The 26,300-nt window shown below is 63.3% G+C and carries 24 protein-coding genes; 17 read left to right on the top strand and 7 right to left on the bottom strand.

Translation table 11 applies throughout. The features are described 5' to 3' along the window. Window positions 1–64 precede the first annotated feature (64 nt). The 6 genes from dusB (at window position 65) to J3A98_RS00405 (ending at window position 8,106) form a co-directional block, all read left to right on the top strand. Entirely contained in the window at window positions 65–1,078 is a 1,014-nt protein-coding gene (dusB, locus tag J3A98_RS00430; protein ID WP_176683196.1) for a tRNA dihydrouridine synthase DusB, read from the top strand. Next, window positions 1,075–1,395, top strand: a complete 321-nt coding sequence (gene fis / locus J3A98_RS00425) for a DNA-binding transcriptional regulator Fis (protein WP_012274390.1) — start codon at window positions 1,075–1,077, stop codon at window positions 1,393–1,395. The genes dusB and fis overlap by 4 nt, the downstream gene beginning before the upstream one ends. A gap of 81 nt (window positions 1,396–1,476) precedes the next feature. Then, window positions 1,477–3,084, top strand: coding sequence for a bifunctional phosphoribosylaminoimidazolecarboxamide formyltransferase/IMP cyclohydrolase (purH, locus tag J3A98_RS00420; protein WP_209963215.1), 1,608 nt, complete (start codon window positions 1,477–1,479; stop codon window positions 3,082–3,084). Between the two features lie 146 nt (window positions 3,085–3,230). Beyond that, the gene (gene purD, locus J3A98_RS00415; protein WP_209963213.1) at window positions 3,231–4,526 is read left to right on the top strand and encodes a phosphoribosylamine--glycine ligase; all 1,296 of its coding nucleotides are present in this window, start codon (window positions 3,231–3,233) and stop codon (window positions 4,524–4,526) included. A gap of 135 nt (window positions 4,527–4,661) precedes the next feature. After that, the gene (locus tag J3A98_RS00410) at window positions 4,662–7,433 is read left to right on the top strand and encodes a hybrid sensor histidine kinase/response regulator (RefSeq protein WP_209963208.1); all 2,772 of its coding nucleotides are present in this window, start codon (window positions 4,662–4,664) and stop codon (window positions 7,431–7,433) included. A gap of 76 nt (window positions 7,434–7,509) precedes the next feature. Beyond that, complete coding sequence (locus J3A98_RS00405) at window positions 7,510–8,106, top strand: MarC family protein (RefSeq protein ID WP_014592545.1); 597 nt, start codon at window positions 7,510–7,512, stop codon at window positions 8,104–8,106. Window positions 8,107–8,146: 40 nt separating this feature from the next. On the opposite strand, the gene J3A98_RS00400 is transcribed toward J3A98_RS00405, so the two are convergent. The 7 genes from J3A98_RS00400 to cobG form a co-directional block, all read right to left on the bottom strand. Continuing rightward, on the bottom strand, window positions 8,147–8,803 hold the full coding sequence (locus tag J3A98_RS00400; protein WP_176683194.1) for a hypothetical protein: 657 nt from the start codon (window positions 8,801–8,803) through the stop codon (window positions 8,147–8,149). Continuing rightward, window positions 8,796–9,485, bottom strand: coding sequence for a hypothetical protein (locus J3A98_RS00395; protein ID WP_209963206.1), 690 nt, complete (start codon window positions 9,483–9,485; stop codon window positions 8,796–8,798). Before J3A98_RS00395 ends, J3A98_RS00400 begins: the two co-directional genes overlap by 8 nt. A 51-nt stretch (window positions 9,486–9,536) precedes the next feature. Next, window positions 9,537–10,220 carry a hypothetical protein gene (locus J3A98_RS00390; RefSeq protein WP_209963203.1) on the bottom strand — a complete coding sequence of 228 codons (684 nt, stop codon included), beginning with the start codon at window positions 10,218–10,220 and terminating at the stop codon, window positions 9,537–9,539. Window positions 10,221–10,338: 118 nt separating this feature from the next. Then, window positions 10,339–12,036: a precorrin-3B C(17)-methyltransferase gene (gene cobJ / locus J3A98_RS00385; protein ID WP_209963200.1), complete on the bottom strand. Its 1,698-nt coding sequence runs from the start codon at window positions 12,034–12,036 to the stop codon at window positions 10,339–10,341. Beyond that, window positions 12,024–12,755, bottom strand: coding sequence for a precorrin-2 C(20)-methyltransferase (locus J3A98_RS00380; RefSeq protein ID WP_209969711.1), 732 nt, complete (start codon window positions 12,753–12,755; stop codon window positions 12,024–12,026). The genes cobJ and J3A98_RS00380 overlap by 13 nt, the downstream gene beginning before the upstream one ends. Next, window positions 12,755–13,381, bottom strand: a complete 627-nt coding sequence (locus tag J3A98_RS00375) for a precorrin-8X methylmutase (protein ID WP_209963197.1) — start codon at window positions 13,379–13,381, stop codon at window positions 12,755–12,757. The genes J3A98_RS00380 and J3A98_RS00375 overlap by 1 nt, the downstream gene beginning before the upstream one ends. Beyond that, window positions 13,374–14,705, bottom strand: a complete 1,332-nt coding sequence (cobG, locus tag J3A98_RS00370) for a precorrin-3B synthase (protein WP_209963193.1) — start codon at window positions 14,703–14,705, stop codon at window positions 13,374–13,376. Before cobG ends, J3A98_RS00375 begins: the two co-directional genes overlap by 8 nt. A gap of 243 nt (window positions 14,706–14,948) precedes the next feature. Here cobG and cbiE point away from each other — a divergent pair, with 243 nt between their 5' ends. The 11 genes from cbiE to cycA all read left to right on the top strand — a co-directional run bounded on the left by cbiE (window position 14,949) and on the right by cycA (window position 26,188). Further along, entirely contained in the window at window positions 14,949–16,160 is a 1,212-nt protein-coding gene (cbiE, locus tag J3A98_RS00365; RefSeq protein WP_176683189.1) for a precorrin-6y C5,15-methyltransferase (decarboxylating) subunit CbiE, read from the top strand. Continuing rightward, window positions 16,153–17,247 (top strand): cobalt-precorrin-5B (C(1))-methyltransferase, encoded by a 1,095-nt coding sequence (locus tag J3A98_RS00360; RefSeq protein WP_209963191.1) that lies wholly within the window; start codon window positions 16,153–16,155, stop codon window positions 17,245–17,247. Before cbiE ends, J3A98_RS00360 begins: the two co-directional genes overlap by 8 nt. Beyond that, window positions 17,244–17,963, top strand: a complete 720-nt coding sequence (locus J3A98_RS00355; protein WP_209963187.1) for a cobalt-precorrin-6A reductase — start codon at window positions 17,244–17,246, stop codon at window positions 17,961–17,963. The genes J3A98_RS00360 and J3A98_RS00355 overlap by 4 nt, the downstream gene beginning before the upstream one ends. Before the next feature lie 127 nt (window positions 17,964–18,090). Beyond that, complete coding sequence (locus tag J3A98_RS00350; protein WP_209963183.1) at window positions 18,091–18,528, top strand: NfeD family protein; 438 nt, start codon at window positions 18,091–18,093, stop codon at window positions 18,526–18,528. Window positions 18,529–18,554: 26 nt separating this feature from the next. Next, window positions 18,555–19,409 (top strand): SPFH domain-containing protein, encoded by an 855-nt coding sequence (locus J3A98_RS00345; RefSeq protein ID WP_176683185.1) that lies wholly within the window; start codon window positions 18,555–18,557, stop codon window positions 19,407–19,409. 218 nt (window positions 19,410–19,627) lie between these two features. Next, window positions 19,628–20,017, top strand: a complete 390-nt coding sequence (locus tag J3A98_RS00340; protein ID WP_209963180.1) for a DUF2946 domain-containing protein — start codon at window positions 19,628–19,630, stop codon at window positions 20,015–20,017. A 47-nt stretch (window positions 20,018–20,064) separates the two neighbouring features. Continuing rightward, window positions 20,065–20,550, top strand: coding sequence for a copper chaperone PCu(A)C (locus J3A98_RS00335; RefSeq protein ID WP_209963177.1), 486 nt, complete (start codon window positions 20,065–20,067; stop codon window positions 20,548–20,550). 22 nt (window positions 20,551–20,572) lie between these two features. Next, window positions 20,573–21,004: a DUF2946 domain-containing protein gene (locus J3A98_RS00330; protein WP_176683182.1), complete on the top strand. Its 432-nt coding sequence runs from the start codon at window positions 20,573–20,575 to the stop codon at window positions 21,002–21,004. Between the two features lie 66 nt (window positions 21,005–21,070). Continuing rightward, complete coding sequence (locus J3A98_RS00325; RefSeq protein ID WP_176683181.1) at window positions 21,071–23,137, top strand: TonB-dependent copper receptor; 2,067 nt, start codon at window positions 21,071–21,073, stop codon at window positions 23,135–23,137. Window positions 23,138–23,192: 55 nt separating this feature from the next. Continuing rightward, window positions 23,193–24,560 carry a PepSY domain-containing protein gene (locus tag J3A98_RS00320; protein ID WP_209963174.1) on the top strand — a complete coding sequence of 456 codons (1,368 nt, stop codon included), beginning with the start codon at window positions 23,193–23,195 and terminating at the stop codon, window positions 24,558–24,560. A 221-nt stretch (window positions 24,561–24,781) separates the two neighbouring features. After that, window positions 24,782–26,188: a D-serine/D-alanine/glycine transporter gene (cycA, locus tag J3A98_RS00315; protein WP_209963170.1), complete on the top strand. Its 1,407-nt coding sequence runs from the start codon at window positions 24,782–24,784 to the stop codon at window positions 26,186–26,188. The last annotated feature ends 112 nt before the right edge of the window (window positions 26,189–26,300 follow it).

The raw sequence follows: 26,300 nt of genomic DNA, 5'->3' as shown, positions 1-26,300 counted from the left end.
AGAGCGGGTATCATGCCAACCCTTTTTCGAACTCCAAGATTCGGCCCCACAACAGGGATCACCTATGTCGGCGGTACGCATCGGCCAATACACACTACGTAACAACCTGATCCTCGCGCCCATGGCCGGGGTGACGGATCAGCCTTTCCGTACACTTTGCCAGCGCCTGGGCGCCGGTATGGTGGTGTCGGAAATGGTAAGCAGCGACATGAGCCTGTGGAACAGCCGCAAGTCGAGCCTGCGCCGCATCCATGAAGGTGATCCCGAGCCACGCTCGGTGCAGATCGCCGGCGGTGATGCGCAGATGATGGCAGCGGCGGCAAAGGCCAACGTCGACGCGGGTGCCCAGATCATCGATATCAACATGGGCTGCCCGGCAAAAAAAGTCTGCAACAAAGCCGCAGGCTCTGCTTTATTGAGAGATGAAGCCTTGGTCAGCGAGATCCTCCACGCCGTTGTCAGCGCCGTGGATGTACCGGTGACCCTGAAAATCCGCACCGGCTGGGACCGGGCGAACAAGAACGGCCTGAACGTGGCGAAGATCGCCGAACAGGCCGGCATCCAGGCGCTGGCGGTGCATGGCCGCACACGTGCCGACCTGTATACCGGCGAAGCCGAATACGACACCATCGCTGCCATCAAGCAGGCGGTGTCAATCCCGGTTTTTGCCAACGGCGATATCACCTCGCCAGAAAAGGCCCGGGCGGTGCTGGAAACCACCGGGGTCGATGGCCTGTTGATCGGCCGGGCTGCCCAGGGGCGGCCATGGATCTTTCGCGAGATCGAGCATTACCTGCGCACTGGCGAACACCTGCCAGCGCCGCAACTGGAAGAAGTGGAACGCATCCTGCTGGAGCATCTGGCCGCGCTGCATGCCTTCTATGGCGATGTGATGGGCGTACGTATCGCCCGCAAGCACGTTGGCTGGTACCTGGCAACACGACCCGGCGGCAAGGAGTTTCGCGCCCGGTTCAACGCTTTGGAAGACACACAAGCGCAGTGCGCCAACGTTCGCGCGTTTTTCAGCGAACGTCGACAGAGCCTTGAGACAGAGGACGGACAAGGGGTGGCCGCATGACGATGATGACCGAGACATTTGTGAGTGGAACAACGCCCGTGAGCGACAACGCCAACCTGAAACAGCACCTCAACACGCCGAGCGAAGAGGGCCAGACCCTTCGCGACAGCGTCGAGAAGGCGCTGCACAACTACTTCGCCCACCTGGAAGGCGCGACCGTGACGGACGTGTACAACCTGGTGCTCTCCGAAGTCGAGGCGCCCCTGCTCGAAAGCGTGATGAACTACGTGAAGGGCAACCAGACCAAGGCCAGCGAGATGCTCGGGCTGAACCGAGGTACCCTGCGCAAGAAGCTCAAGCAGTACGACTTGTTGTAAGCCAGAATCCCATCCAGAAAAGGCGACTCCCTGAACAGAGGCGCCTTTTTTGCTGACTCCACCGCGTTATTGGAATCCGAAATGACCGACCAGACTACCCGCCTGCCAGTCCGCCGCGCCCTGATCAGCGTCTCCGACAAGACCGGTATCCTCGAATTCGCCCGTGAGCTGCAGCAGCTCGGTGTCGAGATCCTGTCCACCGGCGGCACCTACAAGCTGCTCAAGGACAACGGCGTAAACGCGGTGGAAGTGGCTGACTACACCGGCTTCGCCGAAATGATGGATGGCCGGGTCAAGACCCTGCACCCGAAGATCCACGGCGGTATCCTCGGCCGTCGCGGTACCGACGACGCCATCATGAACGAGCACGGCATCAAGCCGATCGACCTGGTTGCGGTCAACCTGTACCCGTTCGAAGCCACCATTTCCAAGCCTGGCTGCGACCTGCCGACCGCTATCGAGAACATCGACATCGGCGGCCCGACCATGGTCCGTTCGGCAGCCAAGAACCACAAGGACGTGGCCATCGTGGTCAACGCCAGCGACTACGCCGGCATCGTCGAAGGCCTCAAGGCCGGTGGCCTGACCTATGCCCAGCGCTTCGACCTGATGCTCAAGGCGTTCGAGCACACTGCCGCCTACGACGGCATGATCGCCAACTACATGGGCACCATCGACCAGGCCAAGGACACCCTGAGCACCGAGGCGCGCAGCGAATTCCCGCGCACCTTCAACAGCCAGTTCGTCAAGGCACAGGAAATGCGCTATGGCGAGAACCCGCACCAGAGCGCGGCGTTCTATGTAGAAGCCAAGAAAGGCGAAGCCAGCATTTCCACTGCTGTCCAGCTGCAAGGCAAGGAACTGTCATTCAACAACGTGGCCGACACTGACGCCGCGCTGGAATGCGTGAAGAGCTTCGTCAAGCCGGCCTGCGTCATCGTCAAGCACGCCAACCCGTGCGGCGTGGCGGTAGTACCGGAAGACGAGGGCGGCATTCGCAAGGCCTACGACCTGGCCTACGCGACCGACACCGAGTCGGCGTTCGGCGGCATCATCGCATTCAACCGTGAACTGGACGGCGAAACCGCCAAGGCCATTGTCGACCGCCAGTTCGTCGAAGTGATCATCGCTCCGAAAATCTCCCAGGCCGCTCGCGACGTGGTGGCTGCCAAGCAGAACGTACGTCTGCTGGAGTGCGGCGAGTGGCCAGCCGAGCGCGCTGCCGGTTGGGACTTCAAGCGCGTCAACGGTGGCCTGCTGGTGCAAAGCCGCGATATCGGCATGATCACCGCCGATGACCTGAAGATCGTCACCAAGCGTGCCCCGAGCGAGCAAGAGATCCACGACCTGGTATTCGCCTGGAAAGTGGCCAAGTTCGTCAAGTCCAACGCCATTGTCTACGCCAAGCAGCGCCAGACCATCGGCGTCGGCGCCGGCCAGATGAGCCGCGTCAACTCCGCCCGCATCGCTGCAATCAAGGCCGAGCATGCTGGCCTGCAGGTGCAGGGCGCAGTCATGGCGTCGGATGCATTCTTCCCATTCCGTGACGGCATCGACAATGCAGCTAAAGTGGGTATCAGCGCCGTGATCCAGCCGGGTGGCTCGATGCGTGATGCTGAAGTCATCGCTGCTGCCGACGAGGCCGGCATCGCGATGGTCTTCACTGGCATGCGCCACTTCCGCCACTAATTACGCGGATCCCGAGGCGAGTCGAGATCCTGTGGGAGCGGGCTTGCCCGCGAATACGATGGTGGATTCACCGCCGCATTCGCGGGCAAGCCCGCTCCCACAGTGTTCGGCGCAAGCCACGGGATCACTTGAATCGAGGTTTTGACATGAAAGTTTTGATCATCGGCAGCGGCGGCCGTGAGCACGCCCTGGCCTGGAAAGCCGCCCAGGACCCACGCGTCGAGAAAGTCTTCGTTGCACCGGGCAACGCCGGTACCGCCATTGAAGCCAAGTGCGAGAACGTCGCCATCGACGTGTGCGCCCTGGAACAATTGGCAGACTTCGCCGAGAAAAACGTCGACCTGACCATCGTCGGCCCGGAAGCACCGCTGGTTATCGGCGTGGTCGACCTGTTCCGCAGCCGCGGCCTGGACTGCTTCGGCCCAACCAAGGGCGCGGCCCAGCTGGAAGGCTCCAAGGCCTTCACCAAGGACTTCCTCGCGCGTCACAAGATCCCGACCGCCGACTACCAGAATTTCACCGAGATCGAGCCAGCGCTGGCCTACCTGCAGGAAAAAGGCGCGCCAATCGTGATCAAGGCGGACGGCCTGGCGGCAGGCAAAGGCGTGATCGTCGCCATGACGCTGGAAGAAGCCGAAGCAGCCGTGCGTGACATGCTGGCTGGCAACGCCTTCGGTGAAGCCGGTTCGCGCGTCGTGATCGAAGAGTTCCTCGACGGCGAGGAAGCCAGCTTCATCGTCATGGTCGACGGCCATAATGTGCTGCCCATGGCCACCAGCCAGGACCACAAGCGCGTCGGCGACCAGGACACCGGCCCGAACACGGGCGGCATGGGCGCCTACTCCCCTGCCCCGGTCGTCACCGCCGACGTGCACCAGCGCGTGATGGACCAGGTGATCTGGCCAACCGTGCGCGGCATGGCCGAGGAAGGTAACGTCTACACCGGCTTCCTCTACGCCGGCCTGATGATCGACAAGGCGGGCAACCCCAAGGTCATCGAGTTCAACTGCCGCTTCGGCGACCCGGAAACCCAGCCGGTCATGCTGCGCCTGGAGTCGAGCCTGGTACTGCTGGTGGAAGCTGCATTCGCCAAGGCCCTGGACAAGGTCGAAGCACAGTGGGACCCGCGCCCGAGCCTGGGCGTGGTCCTGGCAGCTGGCGGTTACCCGGGCGATTACGCCAAGGGCGACGTGATCAACGGCCTGGACGCTGCCGCCAAGATCGAAGGCAAGGTGTTCCATGCCGGTACTGCGCTCAAGGATGGCAAGGTAACCACCAACGGCGGGCGCGTACTGTGTGCCACCGCCATGGGCAGCACCGTTGCCGACGCGCAGCAGCAGGCTTATCGCCTGGCCAAGGAAGTCAGCTGGAACGGCAGCTTCTACCGTTCCGACATCGGCTATCGGGCCATCGCCCGCGAGCGCGGTGAGCACCAGCAGTAAGTATTACCGGTTTGCCGTAGCTGATTCAGCTTGCGGCATCCGGCTCGTCGACAGGGCCCGGCATGGGCCTTGCCTTCGACTTGGCGCGCCGCGCATAGTGAGTACCCGGCACATCGGCCAAGAAGGGATTTCGTAGTGCGTCGGCTTCGGATTGCCTCAGTTCTGATCGTCAGCTTGCTGACCCTGCTCTGCATGTTTCCGGCTGCGGCCGAACATGACGGTGGCTGGACCGTTCTGCTCGACGAACAGGCCAACCTGCAACTGAGCGATGTGCGCTCCGAGCGCTATCGCAACCAGTTCAGCCCACTGCCTCTCGCCGACCTTGATGCTGCCCCGGCTGGGCAGGCCTTGTGGTTGCACTATCGTCTGGCTCCAGGTGACCAGGAGCAACTGCTGCGGGTATTTGCCCCGGACCTTTCTGGCCTGGACCTCTACGCCCTTGAAGGCGAGCAACTTCTGCGTCAGCTGCACCACGGGCGCCAGGCCGGCAATGCCAGCCCGACCCTGCGCGGCAGCGACCATGTATTGCCCCTGCCCAACAGCAGGCAACCGCTGGACATCTACCTGCGCCTGGTCTCAGAGCACCAGCTGCGGCCGGCCATCAGCCTTGAGCCTGCGGCAGAGGCCGCCTCGGACCAACGCCAGCCGCTGCTGTTCGGCATGCTGTTCGGCGGCCTGATCATGCTGATCATGCACAACCTGATCCGCTTCCTCTACACCCGCTCCAGCACCACCCTGATCCTGGCGCTGTACCACGCCCTGATGCTGCTCAGCGGCCTGATCCTGCTGAACCTCAGCGGCCCCTGGTGGCATGTGTGGCACAGTGCACAAACACCTGCCGCCTACCTGACGCTGGTTCTGGCCGGCTTGTCCGGGTTGTATTTCACTCAACATTTCTTTTCGCCATGCAATTCGCCACGGCTTAACCGCTTGCTGCAGGGTGAGATGCTGATCGTCGGGCTCAGTGGCCTGGTGCTGCTGTTCGTCGATACCCTGCCTCTGAACCTGATGACCTACGCCCTGATGGCGCTGGGCAGCGTGAGCATGCTGCTGGTCAGCAGCTACCACTGGTACAAGGGCTATGCACCCGGACGCCTGTTCAGCCTGGCCATGGTGGTGTTCAACCTCGGAGGCCTGGTACTGCTGCCCGCCCTGCTGGGGCTGACACGCACCTCGACACCCTGGCTGCTGTGTATCCTGCTGGGCCTGACCGTGGTCAGTGGCCTGCTGCTCAACCTGGCAGTCAGTGAACGGCTGCGGCGTATAAGCGAGGAGCGTTTCAGCGCCAGCCGTGCGCTGGCCGCCAGCGATGCGGAAATCAACGCCAAAGCCGAGTTCCTGGCCAAGATCAGCCACGAAATCCGCACCCCAATGAACGGCGTGCTAGGCATGACTGAATTGCTGCTGGGCACACCGCTGTCGGTGAAGCAGCGTGATTATGTGCAGACCATCCACAGCGCCGGCAACGAGCTGCTGACGCTGATCAACGAAATTCTGGACATTTCCAAGCTGGAATCCCGGCAGATCGAGCTGGATGATGTGCAGTTCGACCTTAACGCGCTGATCGAGGATTGCCTGAACATCTTCCGCGCCAAGGCCGAGCAACAGAACATCGAGTTGATCAGCTTCACCCAGCCACAAGTACCGCGGGTCATCAGCGGAGACCCGACGCGCCTGCGCCAGGCCTTGTCGAGCCTGCTGGAAAACGCCCTGAAAAACACCGACCAAGGCGAGATCCTGCTGGTGGTGGCGCTGGATCAACGCGGCGAGGTGCCACGCCTGCGTATCGCCGTGCAGGACAGCGGCGAGCCGTTGCCCGCTGCCGACCGTGAAGCCTTGCTGCAGGCCGAGTTGCACAGCCACCACTTCCTTTCCAGCAACAAGCTGGGCGGCCATCTGGGGTTGGTCATCGCCAAACAGTTGATCGGTCTGATGCAGGGCGAGTTCGGCATCAAGAGCAGCACCGGCATGGGCAATACCCTGTGGCTGACCTTACCGCTGGACCCTTCGCGCCTGGAACAGCCACCGGCGGACCTCGACAGCCCGCTGCGCGATGCCCGCGTGCTGGTGGTGGACGACAACGACACGTGCCGCAAGGTGCTTGTACAGCAGTGCAGCGCCTGGGGCATGAATGTCAGCGCGGTACCGTCGGGCAAGGAGGCCCTGGCCCTTTTGCGCACCAAGGCGCACCTGCGCGACTACTTTGATGCGGTGCTGCTGGACCAGAACATGCCCGGCATGACCGGCATGCAACTGGCCGCCAAGATCAAGGAAGACCCGAGCCTGAACCACGACATCCTGGTGGTGATGCTCACCGGCATCAGCAATGCGCCGAGCAAAGTCATCGCGCGCAACGCCGGGGTCAAGCGAATACTGGCTAAGCCGGTGGCCGGGTATACGTTGAAGACCACCCTGGCCGAGGAACTGGCCCAGCGCGGCCGCGAACAAGCGATGCCTGCCAGCCTGCCTGGCGTCCCGCAGGCGCTGGACCTGCCAGGCGACTTCCGCGTGCTGGTCGCCGAAGACAACAGCATCTCGACCAAGGTAATCCGCAGTATGCTCGGCAAGCTCAACCTCAAGCCCGATACCGCCTGCAATGGCGAAGAGGCCTTGCAGGCAATGAAAACGCAGCATTATGACTTGGTGTTGATGGACTGCGAGATGCCGATATTGGACGGTTTTTCGGCCACCCAGCAGTTACGGGCCTGGGAGGCTGAAAACCAGCGCCAGCGCACGCCGGTGGTGGCACTGACTGCGCACATACTGGCCGAACACAAGGAACGCGCGCGGCTGGCGGGCATGGACGGACACATGGCCAAGCCGGTGGAGTTGTCGCAGTTACGCGAGCTGATTCAATACTGGGCCAATCACCGGGAAGTCAAGGTGGACCCGGCACATACGTCCTGACCGATACCCAATGCTCTTGCAGGAGCGGCCTCGCGAAACAAGGCCGCCCCGGCATAACCCCCAAGGAACAGTGCTCATGCTCCATGAGTTGTTCAGCGTCTACCTGAAAATGCTCGTGCTCTACAGCCCGTTCTTCGTGCTGTCGTGTTTCATCAGCCTGACCCGTGGCCACTCCAGCAAGGAGCGCAAGCAACTGGCCTGGAAGGTCGCGTTCGCAGCCTTGGTCGCCAGCGTGATGCTGTACCTGTTCGGGCGGGCGATCTTCGGTATTTTCGGCATCACCGCCGATGCCTTCCGCATCGGTGCCGGCAGCGTGCTGTTCATTTCGGCCCTGGGCATGGCCCAGGGCAAGCCGGCGGTACAGGCCGACAACGTACAGCAGGATGTGACCATCGTACCGCTGACCATTCCGCTGACGGTTGGCCCAGGCACCATCGGTGCGCTGTTGGTGATGGGGGTAAGCCAGCCGCACTGGGATGAAAAACTGCTGGCCATCGTCAGCATTGCCCTGGCCAGCTTTACCGTAGGCCTGGTGCTGTATCTATCGCACGGTATCGAGCGCCTGCTCGGTGACCAGGGTTTGCAAATTGTCAGCCGCCTGATGGGGCTCTTCGTCTGCGCCCTGGCAGCACAGATCATCTTTACCGGGATTCGCGGCTACCTGCTGCCCTAGGGTACAGAACCAAAGCTGTCCGGACCGGTAGGCCGGAGGCCTACAACTGCAGCTCAAGGATAGCCTTGCCATTTTGCTTGTCGACGCTGGCCTGGGCCCGCTTGCGGTAGTCTTCGCGAAACCCCTGCAAGTTGAAGTGGATCACTTCGACACGCATGTCCAGGATTTTGACTTCACTGTTCAACTGCATGAACAAGAAGCCCTTGGAAGTCTTTTTCATCGACATTTCCATGTGAACCAACACCATGTCGATGAAGCCGCTCGACTGCTGTGAGCAAGGCAGCAACTGAAAGCGTCCGACCGCTTTGGAGACTGCCCTGGATTCAAACGCGGTCAATGCCTGGCTGTCATTGCGCAGTGCCTGAAGCGACGACTGGGCAGATTGATGATGACCGGCGGAGCCTTTCTGACGAACCTGGGCAAGCGCCTGCTCGGCAAGGCTGGCCCTGTCCGGCCCCGGTCGAGTCGCCGTGGGCGCGAGCTTGCCATCAAAGCCCAGAAACGCAAGGTTACGCCAGTAGTTCCTGAACCAGTCCGGCTCCAGGCCTTCGTTAAAGTCCCCCCAGGCTACTTGCTGGGCAAACGCATTGGCCAACAGGATGTCGTCACGGGCTTCGCGGCTAACACCTGGCAAGAATGACAGCAGGCTGCTGTGGACGAGTTTGCCACTGGCGGCATCTTGATTGAACTCACTCATTGTCGACTCCTGATGTTGTCGCAAGTTTGACCTGGCTGCGATACTGCAATTGCTTGACCTTGATGGAATCATGCAAGCCTGCACTTATCGAACTGATCACTTTTCCATGGGTGAAATAATTGGCGTCGAACTGCTGAGCGGGATGGGCGCTTGCAAGTTCCAGCGGCTGCCACAGCCAATCCATCGCCACATGCTCTGCTGTGCTAAAGCCCAACGCGGTACTGATAACGCCGGAATCAGCCAGTATCAGGCGCAACTCCATACGTACATGGCTCACGCCTTTATCGTCCGGGGGCCGAACACACTCCACCCATAACAACTGTTCAATAGCGCCGTCTGGCTGGGCGGCGTAAGCGTCGAGGCATTTGGCTACCGGCCCCTGAAGGGCGCTTGGCAGAGCTGCCAAGAGATTGATCCGCAGCATCTTCCACGGTTCACAGGCCACTGCGGATACAGCAGGCGCGGCGCCGGAATGCAAGGTCGCGACAGTGCAGCCGAAGTTACCCTGAATTCGCAGATATTCCTTGTGCCACACAGCGTCCTGAATGGCGTGACCCTTGTTAGCAGTCAGGTAGGCTGCCAGCTGAACATCCAACAACGCTTCTGCTCGTGAAGCACTGACGGAGTTGTCGATCAATACCAGGCTATTGCCGTTCAACCACAAAGTGTAATTGGCGTGCATCAGTATGCCCTCCAGGCCCGTCGACGCCGTGTCGACAGGCCAACTTCATAGTCAGAGTTCCAGTGCCAGCAGAACCTGCAGGGCATTGTCGTCAAGTTTGGTTTCTACAATGGCGCGAATTTTGTCGTATCGGCGGCTATCGAAATTCAACACTGCACCACAGGCAAAATTGGAGGTGCCGCTGCTTTCCCACTTGGCCAGAAGATAGTTGGCAGCCTTGTCAGGCTTGGCGTCGGTCTGGATTGCACTGACAAGCATCGCCACCTGCCCTTCGCCGGTTTGCTCGCACTTGACCAGGCTCAGCTCGGTTCGGTCATCTTCCACCGACTTGCGGTCGAGCAACTCGACGTTTTTGGTGCTGGCGGCCAAGGCTGAAACAACTGTTTTGCCGAGATTGTCCAGGGCGGTTGCCACATCGCCAGTGAAAACGCCATATGCCGCCTGCAAGCCCTTGCCCAGCAGGTTGCTGATCTCAAGGTGCATATTGCGTTCAGTGAGCTGCTGTACGTCGACATTGGTTGACGCCCAGCCCATCTTGGACATCAGGTAGATGTAGTGCTTGAACCAGAGCTGCGTCTCACGGACAGGATCATGCTGCCTGTTGGCACCTTGCGTTGCCAGGGCATGACAAGCTTTTGCAGCATCGCGGTTTTGCTCACTCATTTGGTCGGGGAACACGAACAGATTCTTGTCCGGCAGAACCTGAAGCTGCAGCTTCTCTTTATCGGTCGTCATGGGAAAGGTCTCCAGGAAGGGTACGGTTGGAGCCAAATAGCTCCAGCCGCAAACCTACCTGTGACCTTTACCTCAATCTGCCACGAAGCAATTCCTCATCTGCCCGCGCTGCCGCCGCTTACGGCTTTGCGCCATACCAGCGCGGGGTATAGACCCAAACCCCGCCAGCTGCGCGGTCGAAAGTGCAGGTAGTGGACGATCCAACCAGCACCATGGTGCGCATGTCGACCATTTCTGGCAGCAGTTCGGCCAAGGTGACTACCTTCAGCGTCTGCCCCGGCCTACCGATGTCACGGCCTAGGACTACAGGCGTGTTCCCGTCACGATGTCGGCGCACAACCTCCAGGGCCACACCGAGCTGGTGTGGCCTGGCTTTGGAGATCGGGTTGTAGAAGGCCAGCACCAGGTCGGCCTGGGCAGCCAAGTCCAGGCGTTTTTCAATGATGGACCAGGGCTTGAGGTTGTCCGACAGCGACATGACACAGAAGTCATGCCCCAGCGGTGCCCCTGCCTGGGCGGCGGTTGCCAGCGAGGCTGAAACCCCCGGCAGGATCTGCAGGTCGACGCTATGCCAGGCGGGGTCACTGGATTCGTGCAGCGCTTCGAGCACCGCAGCAGCCATGGCGAAAACGCCCGGGTCACCCGAAGATACCACCACCACCGAACGGCCTTGGGCTGCCAGTTCGAAAGCATGTCGAGCGCGCTGCATCTCTTCGCGGTTGTCGGTGCAGTGCAGCACCTGGTCGCCGCGAAACGGGCCAGCCATGCGTACGTAGGTTTCGTAACCGAGCACATCTTCGGCCTGCGCAAGTTCTGCCTTGACCGCCGGCACCATCAGTTCCGCCGCACCTGGGCCAAGGCCGATGACCGCCAGGCGACCGCGACGGCGGCCGACCTGCGCTACGTCGACCGGGGCAGGCGCCACCGCGACTACGACTTCTTCAATCGCTATCAACTCGGCATCGGGCACCGCCGCAGCGACCATGCTGGCCACATCGCCTAGGCGGGTGGCGAAGCGCAAAGGGACGCCCAGAGCCTGCGCAGCTTCGTGCAACGCGCTGTCGGCCATGGTTCGCTCGTCTGCCAGCACGCAGGCTACCGAGGGCTCGGCGATACCGGCCTGCTGCAGTGCTGCGCGAATGCTGTGCAGATTGCCACCGGCAACGCCCACCACCACCAGGCGCGGGTAGATCAGCAGCTCGTCGCGGTTGGCCGGGCGCGCCTGATGCCCCACATGGATGGTGCGCTGCGCCGCTTCGCTTGCAGGCAACTGCGCCAACTGCAGCCACGGAGCGTTACCTTCGATACGCACAGTCTCACCCGCCAGCAGGTCGGATACAAAGCGTTTGCCTTGCTCGATGTCGGCCAATGCATAGCCCTGCGGCGGGTTCAGCAGGCAAGTACCGAAGCGCAGCTCGCCACTGGTGGTAATGGCCGCGGAAACGCCCAGTGCGTCAGCGATTTCGCGCGCCATCACGTTCACCCCACCGAGGCCTCCGAGCAACGGCACTACCGCGCTACCATCCTCGGCCACGGCCAGTACTGGCGGCTCGCTGCCCTTCTCGCTGAGCAGGCTGGCCAGGCTGCGGATGACAATGCCCGCGGCACACAACGCGATGATCGGCGTGTCTTGCTGGTACAACCCACGCAGGGTATCGCCAAACGACGCGTACGACTGGTCCGCACCCTCGACACGCCCTTCGAGGCCATGGATCGTGGCCTGTGGATAACAGGCCTGGATACGCTGCGCCGTCGCAAGGCTGCCCGGGCCAAGAATGACGATGGCCGGTGCCTTGTGCATGTTCAGCCCTGCCATTTTTCCCCCGGCACGATGATCAGCGAGAAGTAGGGCGACGACTGCGGGTCGACCTGGTCCAGCGGCACGATCTTCTGGTTGGCCATGGTCGCCCGCTCCACATACAGCGCACGCCGATCCAGGCCCAGTTCGGCCAGCACTTCGCGCACCTTGGGGAAGTTGCGTCCAAGTTTCATGATCACCGCTGCATCGGCGTCGGCCAGACGGCGCTTGAGCTCTTCGGCGGGCAACACGCCAGACAACACCGACAGGCTCTGGTTGCGGTACACCAGCGGCGCCCCCAGCACCGAAGCACCACCGAGCATCGAGCAGACACCGGGAACCACTTCGGCCTCGTAGCGCTGCGCCAGGCGGTCATGCAGGTACATGTAGGAGCCATAGAAGAACGGGTCGCCTTCGCAAATCACCGCCACGTCGCGGCCGGCATCCAGGTGCTCGGCCACCTGTACGCTGGCTTCGTCGTAGAAGTCGCTGATCACTTGCTCATAGGACAGCGGCGCCGGCAGCACTTCGGTGGTGACCGGGTAGACCAGCGGCAGCAAGGTCTGCTCGGGCTGCAGGTGCGCCTCGATAATGCCGAAGGCATTGCCACGCTTGCCCTTGGCCACGAAGTAGCCGACCACCGGCGCCTCGCGCAACAGGCGCAGGGCCTTGAGGGTAATCAGTTCAGGATCGCCAGGGCCCACACCCAGGCCAAGCAGCCGTCCACGCGGGGCCATCATTCCACCTCCGTAGCCAGGGCGTTGACCGCCGCCGCGGCCATCGCGCTGCCGCCCAGGCGGCCTTGCATGATCACGAACGGCACGCCACGGCTGTCGGCGGCGAGCATGGCCTTGGACTCGGCAGCGCCGACGAAACCGACCGGGAAACCGAGGATGAGCGCCGGTTTGGGCGCGCCGGCATCGAGCATTTCCAACAGGTAGAACAGCGCGGTAGGGGCATTGCCGATGACCACCACACTGCCTTCCAGGTGCGGGCGCCACAGTTCCAGGGCTACGGCGGAGCGGGTGTTGCCGGCATCTTTGGCCAGGCCCGGCACGCTCGGGTCACGCAGGGTGCAGATGACTTTGTTGTCGGCTGGCAGGCGGGCCCGGGTGATGCCTTCGGCCACCATGTGCGCATCGCACAGGATCGGCGCGCCGTTGAGCAGCGCCTCGCGCCCGGCCCGGCCGGCACCTTCGGAGAACTGCAGGCCATCGAGTGCATCGACCATGCCACAGGCGTGGATCACGCGCACGGCGAGCTTTTCAAGGTCTGCGGGGATCCGCTCGAGTCGGGCTTCCTCACGGATGATCCGGAAGGAATTGCGATAGATCTCCTGACCATCGCGGATGTAGTCAATCATCAAGGTGCTCCGTCGGCAGGTCGAGCATGGCGCCTGCTTCATTCAAGGTAAGGTCGGTGGCGCGCAGGGCACCGAAACCCGGCTGGCGCGCATCACGCAGGTACAGGTCGTAACGGCCCGGCGAACGGGCCAGCAAAGTGGCCGGGGCAACATGGGCCACAGCACAGGAACGGGGGCAGCCGGACAGGTGCACGCTGGCCGGCACGCCAGGGCCCAGCAGCGCGGCCAGGACAACCGCGTCGGCCTTGGTCTCGGCAAGGGCCTTGGCGCAGCCGCTGGCACCGGTGCAGGCGCTGATACGCGCCAGGGGTTCATGGTCGTGGCACAGCAACCCCAGCGCAGACAGTTCGGCCAAGGCCTGATCGAGGTGTTGTTCTTGCAGGTTGGTCAGCACCAGGCTTTGCCAAGGGCTAAGGCGCATACTGGCATCGCCCAGTTCACGGGCAATACGTGCGGCGCCACGCAGCATCGCGGGGGTCAGGCGGCCTTGCGGCGGGGCAACGCCAAGGGCAATACCCTGCGCCTGGGGCAGCCTGCCCAACCACGAGGCGCGGTGCTGTTTACGCCGCCATGTGAGCACGGCGGCATCGCGGCGGATGTCCAGACCGAGCCCAGCGACAAAATCGGCTGTCGGGTACACCTCAAGCAGCTGGCGCATGCGCGTCTGCGTCGGGGATGCCAGATCGAGGAAGCGATCCAGCACGGCGCGCACCAGCATCAGGCCCTGCGCCAGCGGCACCGCACCGAGCGCCTGGCCCTCTGCCGGGCAACCTGCCAGGCCAAACACCAGCCAGGTCTGCTGGTCCAGGTGCAGGGGCGACAGCCACAGGTCATGAGGGTGCTCGAGCATCGCCAGGCGCTCGCCTGCATCCAGCTGCACAGCAAACTTGGCCGACAGCTGGTGAAAGCGCGGAGTACCTTCCAGCAGGTGGAGGATCTGCCCGGCCAGCGGCCTGGCGTCCAGCAGCATGAGCGGATCATGCCCGACCAGCGGGCTGAGCATCAGGTTGCGCACATCGTCACCGGCCGCCTCGCGTGGGCCCAGGCCAGCAGCGAGCAAGGTGTCGACCAGGGCACGGTGCTCGTTACCGATGCCGCGAATCTGCAGGTTGCCACGGTTGGTAGCCTCGATCACACCGCCAGCAAAGCGCTCGGCCGCCGTCGCCACGACTTCGGCCTGATCGGCCAGCAACAGGCCGCCTGGTAGCTTGATACGGCAGATGCCGCCATCACGGGCACTGACGATGCGCCACAACCCCGGGCAGGCCGAGGGGCGAGGGATGACAGTGGGGGCTTCGGCCTGGGTCAATGGGGTGTCCGGCAATCTGTGAAAGTGCGCTTGAGTGTAGAAGGCGCGGTATTATGCCTGCTTTGTCCGGCGGCATGAAAAGCCGGTGGTCGAGCACCCTCGGCGATCAAGTAGAAATTCAGGACCGCGTCGCCTTCTTCGCGGGCTCGCCCGCTCCCACAGGATCACTGCAGGCCGCACATGCTGCACTGTATCTGTAGGAACGGGCTTGCCCGCGAAGCGGCGCGAAGCGGCCCCAAAAATGGCGGATTGAAATACATGACACCCTGGCTGACGGTAGTAGGCATCGGCGAAGACGGCTTCAGCGGCCTGGGCAAACAGGCCCGGCGCGCACTGCTTGGCGCTGGGCGGGTCTTCGGCAGCCCGCGCCAGTTGGCCTTGCTGCCACGTTGCGTGACCGCTGAACAACTGGCCTGGCCCAGCCCGTTCTCGCTGGCCCCGGTGTTGAGCCTGCGTGGCGAGCCGGTGTGCGTGCTGGCCAGCGGCGACCCCATGTTCTACGGCGTCGGCGCCAGCCTGGCACGCCAGGTGCCCGCTGCAGAAATGCGCGTGCTGTCGATGCCCTCTTCCTGCGCCCTGGCTGCTGCCCGCCTGGGCTGGCCACTGCAGGACCTGCAGGTGGTGTCGCTGGTGGCCCGCCCCCTGGCAGCGCTCAATGCCCACTTGCACAGCGGCATGCGCCTGCTGGTGCTGAGCAACGATGGCGATAGCCCGGCGGCAATTGCCGCGCAGTTGCGCGAGCAAGGCTTCGGCCCAAGCCGCCTGCAGGTGTTCGAGCACCTGGGGGGCGTGAACGAACGTGCACTGGCCGGCACCGCCCAGGACTGGCCGCACACCGGTATCGCGGCGCTCAACCTGGTAGCCATCGAATGCCTGGCTACGCCCGATGCGCCCCGCCTGCACCGGCTGGCCGGGTTGCCAGACGCCGCATTCCGGCACGATGGCCAGTTGACCAAGCGTGATGTCCGCGCCATCACTCTGGCGCGCCTGGCACCGCAGCCTGGCGAACTGTTGTGGGATGTGGGCGCGGGCTGTGGCTCGATCGGCATCGAATGGATGCGCGCCCATCCGGCATGCCGGGCCCTGGCCATCGAGGCCGACGAAGGTCGCCAGGGTTTGATCGAGCATAACCGCGATGCACTGGGTGTACCTGGCCTGCAACTGGTTCGCGGCAAGGCGCCAGCGGCGCTGCAAGGCCTGGAGCAACCGGATGCGATCTTCATCGGAGGTGGCGTTACCCGCGAAGGTGTACTGGACCTGTGCTGGGCAAGCCTGCGCCCCGGCGGCCGCCTGGTGGCCAATGCCGTCACCCTGCAAAGCGAACTGGCCCTGGCGCACTTTCGCGAACAGCACGGTGGTGAGCTGACCCGCATCCATGTCGCGCATGCCCAGCCCTTGGGTGCGTTCGACACCTGGCGCCAGGCACTACCGATCACCCTCCTGGAAGTATTGAAACCCGCCGATGCGTGAAGAAACCCGCGAACAACCCGCGCCTCTGCGCAGCGGCCTTACCACCGGCAGCTGCGCCACCGCTACCAGCCTGGCAGCGGCCAAGCTGCTGCTCACCGGGCAGCGTGACGATGCGGTGGACATCACCCTGCCCAAAGGCAAGGTCGTGCAGATGCGCCTGGAGTTCTGCCGCCTGATCGGCGAGTGCGCCGAAGCCGGCACGCTCAAGGATGCGGGTGACGACCCGGACGTGACCCACGGCGCCCTGCTCTATACCCAGGTGCGCCTGCTGGCGGAACCTGGCATTGGTTTTGTCGCCGGCAGCGGCGTGGGCACGGTGACCCGGCCAGGGCTGGTGCTGGCGGTGGGTGAACCGGCCATCAACCCGGTGCCTCGGCGCATGATCAGTGAACACCTGCAACGCCTGGCCGACGCGTGCGGCTACCTTGGCGGCTTCGAGGTCACGGTCAATGTGCAAGATGGCGAGCAACTGGCCCTGAAAACCATGAACCCGCGCCTGGGCATCCTTGGCGGGCTGTCGATCCTCGGCACCAGCGGAATCGTCCGGCCGTTCTCCTGCGCAGCCTACATTGCTTCGATCCACCAAGGCATCGACGTGGCCCACACCAACGGCTACACGCACATCGCCGCGTGCACCGGCAATGCCAGCGAAGACACCATGCGCCGCGTCTACGGTCTGCCGGAAATCGCCCTGATCGAAATGGGCGATTTCGTCGGCGCGGTGCTCAAGCACCTGCGCAAGGTACCGGTGCCGCGCCTGACCCTGTGCGGCGGCTTCGGCAAGATCAGCAAACTGGCCGCCGGGCACATGGACCTGCACAGTCGTCACTCCAGCATCGACTTGCCGCAACTGGCCGGTTGGGCCGCAGACATTGGCGCTGACGAGGCGTTGCAGGCTGCCATCAGCGGCGCCAACACCAGCCAGCAAGCGCTCGCTCTGGCTCATGCGGCCGGCATTGCCCTGGGTGACGCGGTGTGTGCCCACGCCCTGGCCTTCGCCCGTAGCGTCGTGCCGGCGCAGGTGGAAGTGGAAGTGTTCGCCATCGACCGCCAAGGCGGCATCGTCGGCCAGGCGGGTGTGCAATGACTGCGCGCATCCTGTTGCTGGGCGGGGTCACTGAAGCCCTGGCTATCGCCCGCCGGCTCGGGCCTCGACATGTCTACAGCCTGGCTGGCATAGGCCGCGTGCCGCAGGGCCTGCAATGCCAGGTGCGGGTCGGGGGCTATGGCGGTGTCGAGGGCCTGACCCGCTACCTGCGCGAAGCGGGTATCACCCTGCTGATCGACGCCACCCATCCCTATGCCGCGCAAATCAGCCGCAATGCCGCCAGCGCCGCACGCAACGCCGACATCCCGTGCTGGGCCTTGCGTCGTCCGGCCTGGCAGGCGCAAGCAGGGGACGACTGGCGAGAAGTCGACGATTGGGCAGGGTTGATCGAAGCACTGAAGCCGTTCCGCAGGCCGCTGTTCACGCTGGGCCGTGAGCCGCTGCAGCACCTGGACGAGATTCCGCCGGAGCAGTTCTGGACCCTGCGTGCGCTGGAGGCATGCCCTGGCAACGAGCGCTGTGAAGTGATTGGCGCACGTGGGCCGTTCCATATCGAGGATGAGCGGGCGTTGTTCCAACGCCGCCACATCGATGTGCTGATCAGCAAGAACAGCGGCAGTGTGGCGACCGAGCCGAAGCTGGAAGTGGCGCGGGAGCTTGGCGTGCCGGTGCTTGTCCTGAAACGTCCGGCGCTGCCGGAGGTGGACCGGACATTCGACTCACTGGCAGATCTGGCAACAGCGCTCGCTCTCTAGGCGCTGACCTTTCGCGCCCCAAGGCGCTCCTACAAAGATTTCAGACTTTTCTTCCAACTTACCAAGTGGCCCGTTGCTGCCCTGCTGCCTTAAACTCAACGCCCCTCCCCCGGAAGGTTTCACCCATATGGAAATGCAATGGTGGATCTGGCTGGTCTTCGGCATCGCGCTGATCCTGCTTGAACTGGTCCTGCCAACGTTCTTCGTACTCTGGTTCGGCATCGGCGCCGTGCTGGTCTCGCTCATCTCGCTCGCCGCACCCAGCCTGCAACTGGACATGCAAATCCTGCTGTGGGTGCTGCTGTCGTCGGCCACCACCGTGCTGTGGTTCAAAGTGTTCCGGCGCAAGCAGCCGGATGTGCGCTGGACCGCCGACAGCGTGATCGGCGAAGTGGGCCTGCTGACCGCTGCCGTGTCGGAGTTTCAGAAGGGCCGCGTACGCTTCCAGAAGCCGATCCTCGGCAACGAAGAGTGGACCTGCGTCGCCGATAGCCAGATCGCCGTCGGCGAACGGGTACGCCTGACCGCCATCGAGGGGAACACCGCCCGCGTTATCCGGGCCTGAATCCGCATTAAAAGGAATTTTGCAGCATGACCAGCCTCATCGTCGTCGGCGCCATCGCCCTGTTCGTCCTGATCACCGTGTTCAAGGGGGTGCGCATCGTGCCCCAGGGCGAGGAGTGGATCGTCGAACGCCTGGGCCGCTACAACAGCACCCTCAAGCCGGGCCTCAACATTGTCATCCCCTACATGGACGTGGTCGCCTACCGCCTGCCGACCAAGGACATCATCCTCGATGTGCAGCAGCAGGAAATCATCACCAAGGACAACGCGGTAATCGTCGCCAACGCCCTGTGTTTCGCCAAGGTAGTCGACCCGCAGAAAGCCTCGTATGGCGTGCAGGACTTCTCCTTCGCCGTCACCAGCCTGACCATGACCTCGCTGCGCGCCATCGTCGGTGCAATGGACCTCGACGAGGCGCTGTCCAGCCGCGAGCAGATCAAGGCCCGCCTGCGCGATGCAATGTCCGAGCAGACCGAAGACTGGGGCGTGACCGTGCGCTCGGTGGAAATTCAAGACATCAAACCGTCGGAAAACATGCAACTGGCCATGGAACGCCAGGCTGCGGCCGAGCGTGAGCGCAAGGCCGACGTCACCCGTGCCGAAGGGGCCAAGCAGGCGGCAATCCTCGAAGCAGAAGCGCGCCTGCAGGCGGCCAGGCTGGATGCCGAGGCACAGATCAGCCTGGCCGAGGCCTCGGCGCGGGCGATTTCGCTGGTGAAAGAAGCAGTGGGCAACGAGACCGTACCGGCCATGTACCTGTTGGGCGAACGCTATGTGGGCGCGATGGAGAACCTGGCGGGCAGCAGCAATGCCAAGGTGGTGGTGTTGCCGGCTGACCTGCAAGAAACCGTGCGCGGGTTGATGGGCCGCAACAAGGTTTGAGAGTGTCGGGGGCGCTTTGCGCACCTATCGCGACACAAGGCCCCACAGGACAGCGCAGTATTCGAGGCTGCCGCAATTCTGTGGGAGCGGCCTTGTGTCGCGATGGGCTGCACAGCAGCCCCCATTACGAGACCACCTGCGTCACTTCACCGCACCCCGGCATTTTTACCTATACTCCGCCGTACAATAGCCACCACGATTCCTGACCGGATCTCTCCATGCCCCCACGTCGGCACATTGCCTGGATAGCCTGCCTTGCAGTGCTGTTCAACCTGCTGGCCATGCCGCTGTCCTCTGCTGCGCCCAAGGGCCCGGCCGAGCAGCTGCTGTGGGGGGCTTTCTGTTCCAGCATGGCCAACAAGGGCAACGTCGACGTACAGGCCCTGGCCAAGATCGACCTCGGCCCACAAAGCGACGACAGCGTCGGCATGATGAACTGCTGGTGCTGCTCCGGTGCCGTGCCGCTGCTGGCCCTGCCCGGCTACCCGCCACAGTTGCACAACCCGCCGACACTGCTCGGCGGGCTGCTGCCGCCACCTGCCAAGTACCAGCCTACGCCGCGCCAGCTCTGGCCTGGGCTAAACCCTCGTGCCTCTCCGCTAGCCTGAGTTCATCACGCTGTCTGCCTGAACCAGAACGGAAACGGAGATTCACCATGCTCAAGCACGCCCTCGTCATGGCCGCCCTGCTGCTGCCTGGCGCCTTTGCCAATGCCCACGAATACCGCGTGGGTGACCTGCATATTGCCCACCCGTGGTCGCTGCAACTGCCACCCAACGCGCCTAATGTCGCCGCATATTTCGTGGTGCACAACAATGGCCAGGCCGATGACCGCCTGCTCAGCGTCGACAGCCCCATCAGCGATGACGCGCAACTGCATGAGCATGCCATGAGCGCCAGCGGCGCCATGAAGATGCAACAGGTGCCCAGCGTGGTAGTGCCTGCCGGCAAGGACCTGACCTTTGCCCCCGGCGCGTACCACGTGATGCTGATGCAGCCCAAGGACCGCAGCCTGCTCAGCGACGGCAAGCGCTTCCCGTTGACCCTGCACTTCGAAAAGGCCGGCGATATCACCGTCGAAGTGGCCGTGCAGAAGCAGGCGCCAGCGGACCAGTCGCAAGCCCACGAACACGCACACTGACACCTGCTGACAGGCACTCGCCATGAGTCTGCCGCGCAGCCGCATCAGCCGTACCACCCGCCCTGAATTCAGGCGCGCCGGTGGCGGATGGCTGAGCCTGTTCGCCATGTGGATGATCTTCATCGGCCCGCTGATTTCCCAGTCGATGCCGATGGACCACCACGCGGGCATGAACATGCCGATGGACATGCCGATGGCGGCTGCCCATCAGCATGGCGGTGACACCCATCACGGCCACGGCGGCGATGGCCAGCTGCATGTGATGTGGGAAAAGTGCGGTTACTGCAGCCTGTTGTTCAACTGCCCGGCCCTGCCCCAGGCCCTCAGCCCGCTCAGCGCCGGCAGCATCGTCCCCACCAGCCACCTGCTTGCGCCAACGCACCAGGGCCATGCCCGGCAGGCTGTATTCCCAGGTGCGCGCAGCCGCGCCCCGCCTTCTTCGATCAACGTCTGAAACCACATTTTGCGCACGAAGCCAGGAGGCTTCGCGCTAACTCATGACTGATCGACTGGAATCATTATGTCCGGCTGCACCCCTGTTTTTGCCTTGTCCCTGCGCGGGACCATCGCCGCCCTGTGCGGCTCGCTGCTCGCACCCATGGCCCTGGCCGCCGACCCTGGCCATGAAGGCCATGTGCACGATGCTCCCGAACTGAGCCCGACGGTGATCACCGCCGTGGCCCCGAGTTCGCCGCTGACCGTGGTCACCAACCCGAAAGACCCGCGCCAGCCAGTGCCGGCCAGCGACGGGGCCGACTACCTGAAGACCATCCCCGGCTTCTCGGCAATCCGTGCCGGCGGTACCAACGGCGACCCGGTACTGCGCGGCATGTTCGGTTCGCGTCTGAACATCCTCACCAACGGAGGCATGATGCTTGGGGCCTGCCCCAATCGCATGGACGCGCCCACGTCCTATATTTCGCCAGAAACCTACGACCGCCTGACCGTGATCAAAGGCCCGCAGAGCGTTATCTGGGGCCCCGGCGGCTCGGCAGGCACCATCCTCTTCGAGCGCGAACCGGAGAAATTCGGCACCCTCGGCAGCCGCGTCAACGCAAGCCTGCTGGCCGGCTCCAACGGCCGCTTCGACAAGGTGCTGGATGCCGCGGCCGGCAACAGTCAGGGCTATGCCCGCTTCGTCGGCAACCAGTCACGTTCGGATGACTACCACGACGGCAACAACGACACCGTGCCGTCGCGCTGGGACAAGTGGAACGGCGATGTCGCCCTCGGCTGGACACCCGACCAGGACACCTTGCTGGAGCTGACTGCCGGCAAGGGTGACGGCGAAGCCCGCTACGCCGGGCGCGGTATGGACGGCTCGCAGTTCAAGCGCGAAAGCCTTGGCCTGCGCTTTGAAAAGTCCAACCTCGGCGAGGTGCTCGACAAGGTCGAGGCGCAGGTCTACTACAACTACGCCGACCATGTGATGGACAACTACAGCCTGCGCACGCCGTCGGGTAGCGGCATGATGGGCATGCCGATGGTCAGCAACGTCGACCGCCGCACCATGGGCGCACGCATCAAAGCCACCTGGCGCTGGGCCGACGTGCAGTTGATCAGCGGGATCGACGCGCAAACCAACGAACATCGCCAGCGTGGCGGTATGGGTGTGGACGCACACAGGGGCCAGGCCTGGACCAAGGACGCCGACTTCCACAACTACGGCGCCTTCAGCGAACTGACCTGGTACGTCAGCGGAGAGGACCGCTTGATTACCGGCGCCCGTCTGGACCGCGCCTCGGCGCGCGATTTCCGCAAAACCAGCGCCACCGAAGGCGACACCCGCGCCGATACCCTGCCAAGCGGCTTCATCCGTTACGAGCACGACCTGGCAGCCATCCCGGCCACCACCTACATCGGCCTCGGCCATGCCCAGCGCTTCCCCGACTACTGGGAGCTGTTCTCACCCAAGCTGGCACCACCCGGCTCGGCCAATGCCTTCGACGGCATCAAGCCAGAGAAAACCACCCAGCTCGACTTCGGCATCCAGTACCGCACCGAGCGCCTGGAGGCCTGGGCTTCGGGCTATGTCGGGCAGATTCGCGACTACATCCTGTTCGACTATCGCACTGGCATGATGGGCATGAGCACCTCGCAGGCGCAGAACATCGACGCCCGCATCATGGGTGGCGAACTGGGCGCCGCCTACCAGTTGACTGAAAACTGGAAGGCCGACGCCACGCTTGCCTACGCTTGGGGCAAGAACAGCAGTGATGGCAAGGCGCTACCTCAAATGCCTCCCCTGGAAAGCCGCATGGGCCTGACCTACAGCCGCGATGTGTGGAGCGTCGGCGCACTGTGGCGGCTGGTGGCGGCGCAAAACCGTATTGCCGAAAATCAAGGGAACGTCGTCGGCAAGGACTACGACAAGAGCGCCGGCTTCGGCGTGTTCTCCTTGAACGGCGCCTACAAGGTGAACAACAACCTCAAGCTCAGCGCAGGGGTCGACAACCTGTTCGACAAAACCTACGCCGAGCACCTGAACCTGGCCGGGAACGCCGGGTTTGGCTACCCGGCTACAGATCCACAGCCGGTCAACGAGCCAGGCAGGACCTTCTGGACCAAGGTCGACTTCAGCTTCTGACAACAACGGGCGCAGCTTCGGTTGCGCCCCTCAGCTGGTCAAAAAGGAGGTTCCCATGAGAGGAACACGCGTCTCATTCTATAACCTGGCCTGGCGTTGGCATTTCTATGCGGGGCTGTTCGTGGCCCCGTTCATGATCCTGCTGGCGATCACCGGGATCATCTACCTGTTCAAGCCCCAGCTCGACCCGCTGCTGTACCGCGACCTGATGGTGGTCGAGGCCGGTCACCACCGCCAGGGCGCAGACATGATGCTGGCTGAAGTGCGCCAGGCCTACCCCAAGGGCCACATCAGCCAATACCTGCCGCCACTGAATGCAGAGCGTAGTGCGCAGTTCGTGGTGCAGGACGGCGGGCGTGAACTGAACGTGTTCGTCGACCCATACAGCGGCAAGGTCCTCGGTGAACAGGACGGCAAGCAGAACCTGCAGGCCATCGCCCGCGCCCTGCATGGCGAACTGATGGTCGGCACGGTCGGCGACCGGCTGGTGGAACTGGCGGCGGGCTGGGGCATCGTGCTGGTGGTATCAGGCCTGTACCTGTGGTGGCCGCGCGGGCGCAATGGCGCCGGCGTGCTTTGGCCGCGGCTGTCGGCACGCGGCCGGCTGCTGTGGCGTGACCTGCACGCGGTAACCGGCTTCTGGGGTTCGGCCTTGCTGTTGTTGATGCTGCTCAGCGGCATGACCTGGACCGGCCTGTGGGGCAAGCAGTACGCTGATTTGTGGAACCGCTTCCCGGCAGCCATGTGGAACGACGTGCCCAAGTCGGACCAGCAGGCGCGTGAGCTGAACAGCGCGCACCGCCAGACCGTGCCCTGGGCCATGGAAAACACGCCGATGCCGCAGTCCGGTGCACACGCCGAGCACGCCGGGCACCACATGATGTCGGACATGCCCGCGGCGCCCCTGGTGAGCTTGCAGCAAGTCGAAGACATTGCCACTTCGCGTCAAGTCGAGCCGGGCTACAGCATTATCCTGCCCACCACTGCCGACGGGGTGTTCACCATTGCCGTGTTCGCCGACGACCCGCGCAACGACGCCACCCTGCATGTCGACCAATACACCGGCAAGGTTCTGGCCGATGTGCGCTGGCAAGACTACAGCCCGGTTGCCCGCGCCACCGAGCTGGGCGTGATGCTGCACGAAGGCAAGATGTTCGGGGCGCTGAACCAGATCATCATCCTGCTGGTGTGCCTGATGATCCTGCTGGGTTCGGTGAGCGGGCTGGTGATGTGGTGGAAGCGCCGGCCTGAAGGCGGCCTGGGCGTACCGCCTTTGCGTCATGACCTGCCACGCTGGAAGGCGGCGGTGGCAGTGATGCTGGTGCTGGGGGTGATGTTCCCGCTGGTGGGGGTGTCGATGGTGGTGATGTGGGGGGTGGATAGTTTGGTGGTGAGACGCCGCCGGGTCTTGGCCAGCGCTTGAGCCTTGTGTTGCCTGTGCTGGCCTCTTCGCGGGTAAACCCGCTCCTACAGGGGACCGCGTTGCCTTTGTAGGAGCGGGTTTACCCGCGAAGAGGCCGGTACAGGCGAAATGCTGAGCCGCAAATGTAGAGTCGATCTGTCGCGCCCAGAACTGGAACGCGCGTGTTAGCCTAGCCGGCTACCTCTGACAAGCAGACTGGCCTCTACAAGGGAATGCCGCCTATGACGCAAACCTCACCAACTCCACCCGATGAACAGCACCTGCAACGCAACCTGACCAACCGCCACATCCAGCTGATCGCCATCGGCGGCGCGATCGGTACCGGCCTGTTCATGGGCTCGGGCAAGACCATCAGCCTGGCCGGGCCATCGATCATCTTCGTCTACATGATTATCGGCTTCATGCTGTTCTTCGTCATGCGCGCCATGGGCGAACTGCTGCTGTCGAACCTGAACTACAAATCTTTCATCGACTTCTCTGCCGACCTGCTCGGCCCTTGGGCCGGCTACTTTACCGGCTGGACCTACTGGTTCTGCTGGGTGGTCACCGGCATCGCCGACGTGGTCGCGATCGCCGCCTACACGCAGTTCTGGTTCCCCGACCTGCCGCAGTGGATACCGGCGCTGACCTGCGTAGGGCTGCTGCTGTCGCTGAACCTGGTGACCGTAAAAATGTTCGGCGAACTGGAGTTCTGGTTCGCCCTGGTCAAGATCGTGGCCATCCTCGGCCTGGTCGCCACCGGCCTGTACATGGTCATCACCGGCTTCACCTCGCCCAGCGGGCGCACCGCCCAGCTGGCCAACCTGTGGAATGACGGCGGCATGTTCCCCCATGGCCTGATGGGCTTCTTCGCCGGTTTCCAGATCGCCGTGTTCGCCTTCGTCGGCATCGAGTTGGTGGGTACCACCGCCGCCGAAGCGAAGAACCCGGAACGCACCCTGCCGCGGGCGATCAACTCGATTCCGATCCGTATCATCGTGTTCTATGTGCTGGCGCTGATCGCGATCATGGCCGTAACCCCGTGGCGCGACGTGGTGCCAGGCAAAAGCCCGTTCGTTGAGTTGTTCGTGCTGGCAGGCCTGCCGGCGGCGGCGAGTATCATCAACTTCGTGGTGCTGACCTCGGCGGCCTCGTCGGCCAACAGCGGCGTGTTCTCCACCAGCCGCATGCTGTACGGCCTGTCGCAGGAAGGTGATGCGCCCAAGTCCTTCGAACAACTGTCGAGCCGTTCGGTACCGGCCAACGGCCTGTACTTCTCGTGCACCTGCCTGCTGCTTGGTGCGGTGCTGATCTACCTGGTGCCGAACGTGGTCGAGGCATTCACCCTGGTCACCACCGTGTCGGCGGTACTGTTCATGTTCGTGTGGACGCTGATCCTGCTGTCATACCTGAAGTACCGCAAGAACCGCGCGGCGCTGCACCAGGCCTCGAACTACAAGATGCCGGGCGGGCGCTTCATGTGCTACGTGTGCCTGTCGTTCTTTGCGTTCATCCTGGTGTTGCTGAGCCTGGAGGCAGATACACGTTCAGCGCTGGTGGTGACGCCGATCTGGTTTGTATTGCTGGCGGTGACCTACCAGCTCGTACGCAGCAGGCGCCATCCCCGCACGGCTGTGCATAACGGCTGATGGCCTCGGGGCTGCGTCGCAGCCCCAATCCTGTGCACACAATTCCATCAGGCACCAACCTGGATCCAACCAACGCCCCAACACCTCGCACAGCCCCTCTAAACCGTACCTT

The organism is Pseudomonas sp. BP6, assembly GCF_017875935.1.
GTDB classification, from domain to species: Bacteria; Pseudomonadota; Gammaproteobacteria; order Pseudomonadales; family Pseudomonadaceae; genus Aquipseudomonas; species Aquipseudomonas putida_Y.
The sequence above is the reverse complement of the archived record's forward strand: the minus strand, read 5'-3'. Positions and strand labels throughout refer to the sequence as shown.

Coding starts and splice junctions, on each gene's coding strand:
- dusB (WP_176683196.1), top strand. CDS start 65: ATGTCGGCGGTACGCATCGGCCAATACACACTACGTAACAACCTGATC.
- fis (WP_012274390.1), top strand. CDS start 1,075: ATGACGATGATGACCGAGACATTTGTGAGTGGAACAACGCCCGTGAGC.
- purH (WP_209963215.1), top strand. CDS start 1,477: ATGACCGACCAGACTACCCGCCTGCCAGTCCGCCGCGCCCTGATCAGC.
- purD (WP_209963213.1), top strand. CDS start 3,231: ATGAAAGTTTTGATCATCGGCAGCGGCGGCCGTGAGCACGCCCTGGCC.
- J3A98_RS00405 (WP_014592545.1), top strand. CDS start 7,510: ATGCTCCATGAGTTGTTCAGCGTCTACCTGAAAATGCTCGTGCTCTAC.
- J3A98_RS00400 (WP_176683194.1), bottom strand. CDS start 8,803: ATGAGTGAGTTCAATCAAGATGCCGCCAGTGGCAAACTCGTCCACAGC.
- J3A98_RS00395 (WP_209963206.1), bottom strand. CDS start 9,485: ATGCACGCCAATTACACTTTGTGGTTGAACGGCAATAGCCTGGTATTG.
- J3A98_RS00390 (WP_209963203.1), bottom strand. CDS start 10,220: ATGACGACCGATAAAGAGAAGCTGCAGCTTCAGGTTCTGCCGGACAAG.
- cobJ (WP_209963200.1), bottom strand. CDS start 12,036: ATGGCAGGGCTGAACATGCACAAGGCACCGGCCATCGTCATTCTTGGC.
- J3A98_RS00380 (WP_209969711.1), bottom strand. CDS start 12,755: ATGGCCCCGCGTGGACGGCTGCTTGGCCTGGGTGTGGGCCCTGGCGAT.
- J3A98_RS00375 (WP_209963197.1), bottom strand. CDS start 13,381: ATGATTGACTACATCCGCGATGGTCAGGAGATCTATCGCAATTCCTTC.
- cbiE (WP_176683189.1), top strand. CDS start 14,949: ATGACACCCTGGCTGACGGTAGTAGGCATCGGCGAAGACGGCTTCAGC.
- J3A98_RS00360 (WP_209963191.1), top strand. CDS start 16,153: ATGCGTGAAGAAACCCGCGAACAACCCGCGCCTCTGCGCAGCGGCCTT.
- J3A98_RS00355 (WP_209963187.1), top strand. CDS start 17,244: ATGACTGCGCGCATCCTGTTGCTGGGCGGGGTCACTGAAGCCCTGGCT.
- J3A98_RS00350 (WP_209963183.1), top strand. CDS start 18,091: ATGGAAATGCAATGGTGGATCTGGCTGGTCTTCGGCATCGCGCTGATC.
- J3A98_RS00345 (WP_176683185.1), top strand. CDS start 18,555: ATGACCAGCCTCATCGTCGTCGGCGCCATCGCCCTGTTCGTCCTGATC.
- J3A98_RS00340 (WP_209963180.1), top strand. CDS start 19,628: ATGCCCCCACGTCGGCACATTGCCTGGATAGCCTGCCTTGCAGTGCTG.
- J3A98_RS00335 (WP_209963177.1), top strand. CDS start 20,065: ATGCTCAAGCACGCCCTCGTCATGGCCGCCCTGCTGCTGCCTGGCGCC.
- J3A98_RS00330 (WP_176683182.1), top strand. CDS start 20,573: ATGAGTCTGCCGCGCAGCCGCATCAGCCGTACCACCCGCCCTGAATTC.
- J3A98_RS00325 (WP_176683181.1), top strand. CDS start 21,071: ATGTCCGGCTGCACCCCTGTTTTTGCCTTGTCCCTGCGCGGGACCATC.
- J3A98_RS00320 (WP_209963174.1), top strand. CDS start 23,193: ATGAGAGGAACACGCGTCTCATTCTATAACCTGGCCTGGCGTTGGCAT.
- cycA (WP_209963170.1), top strand. CDS start 24,782: ATGACGCAAACCTCACCAACTCCACCCGATGAACAGCACCTGCAACGC.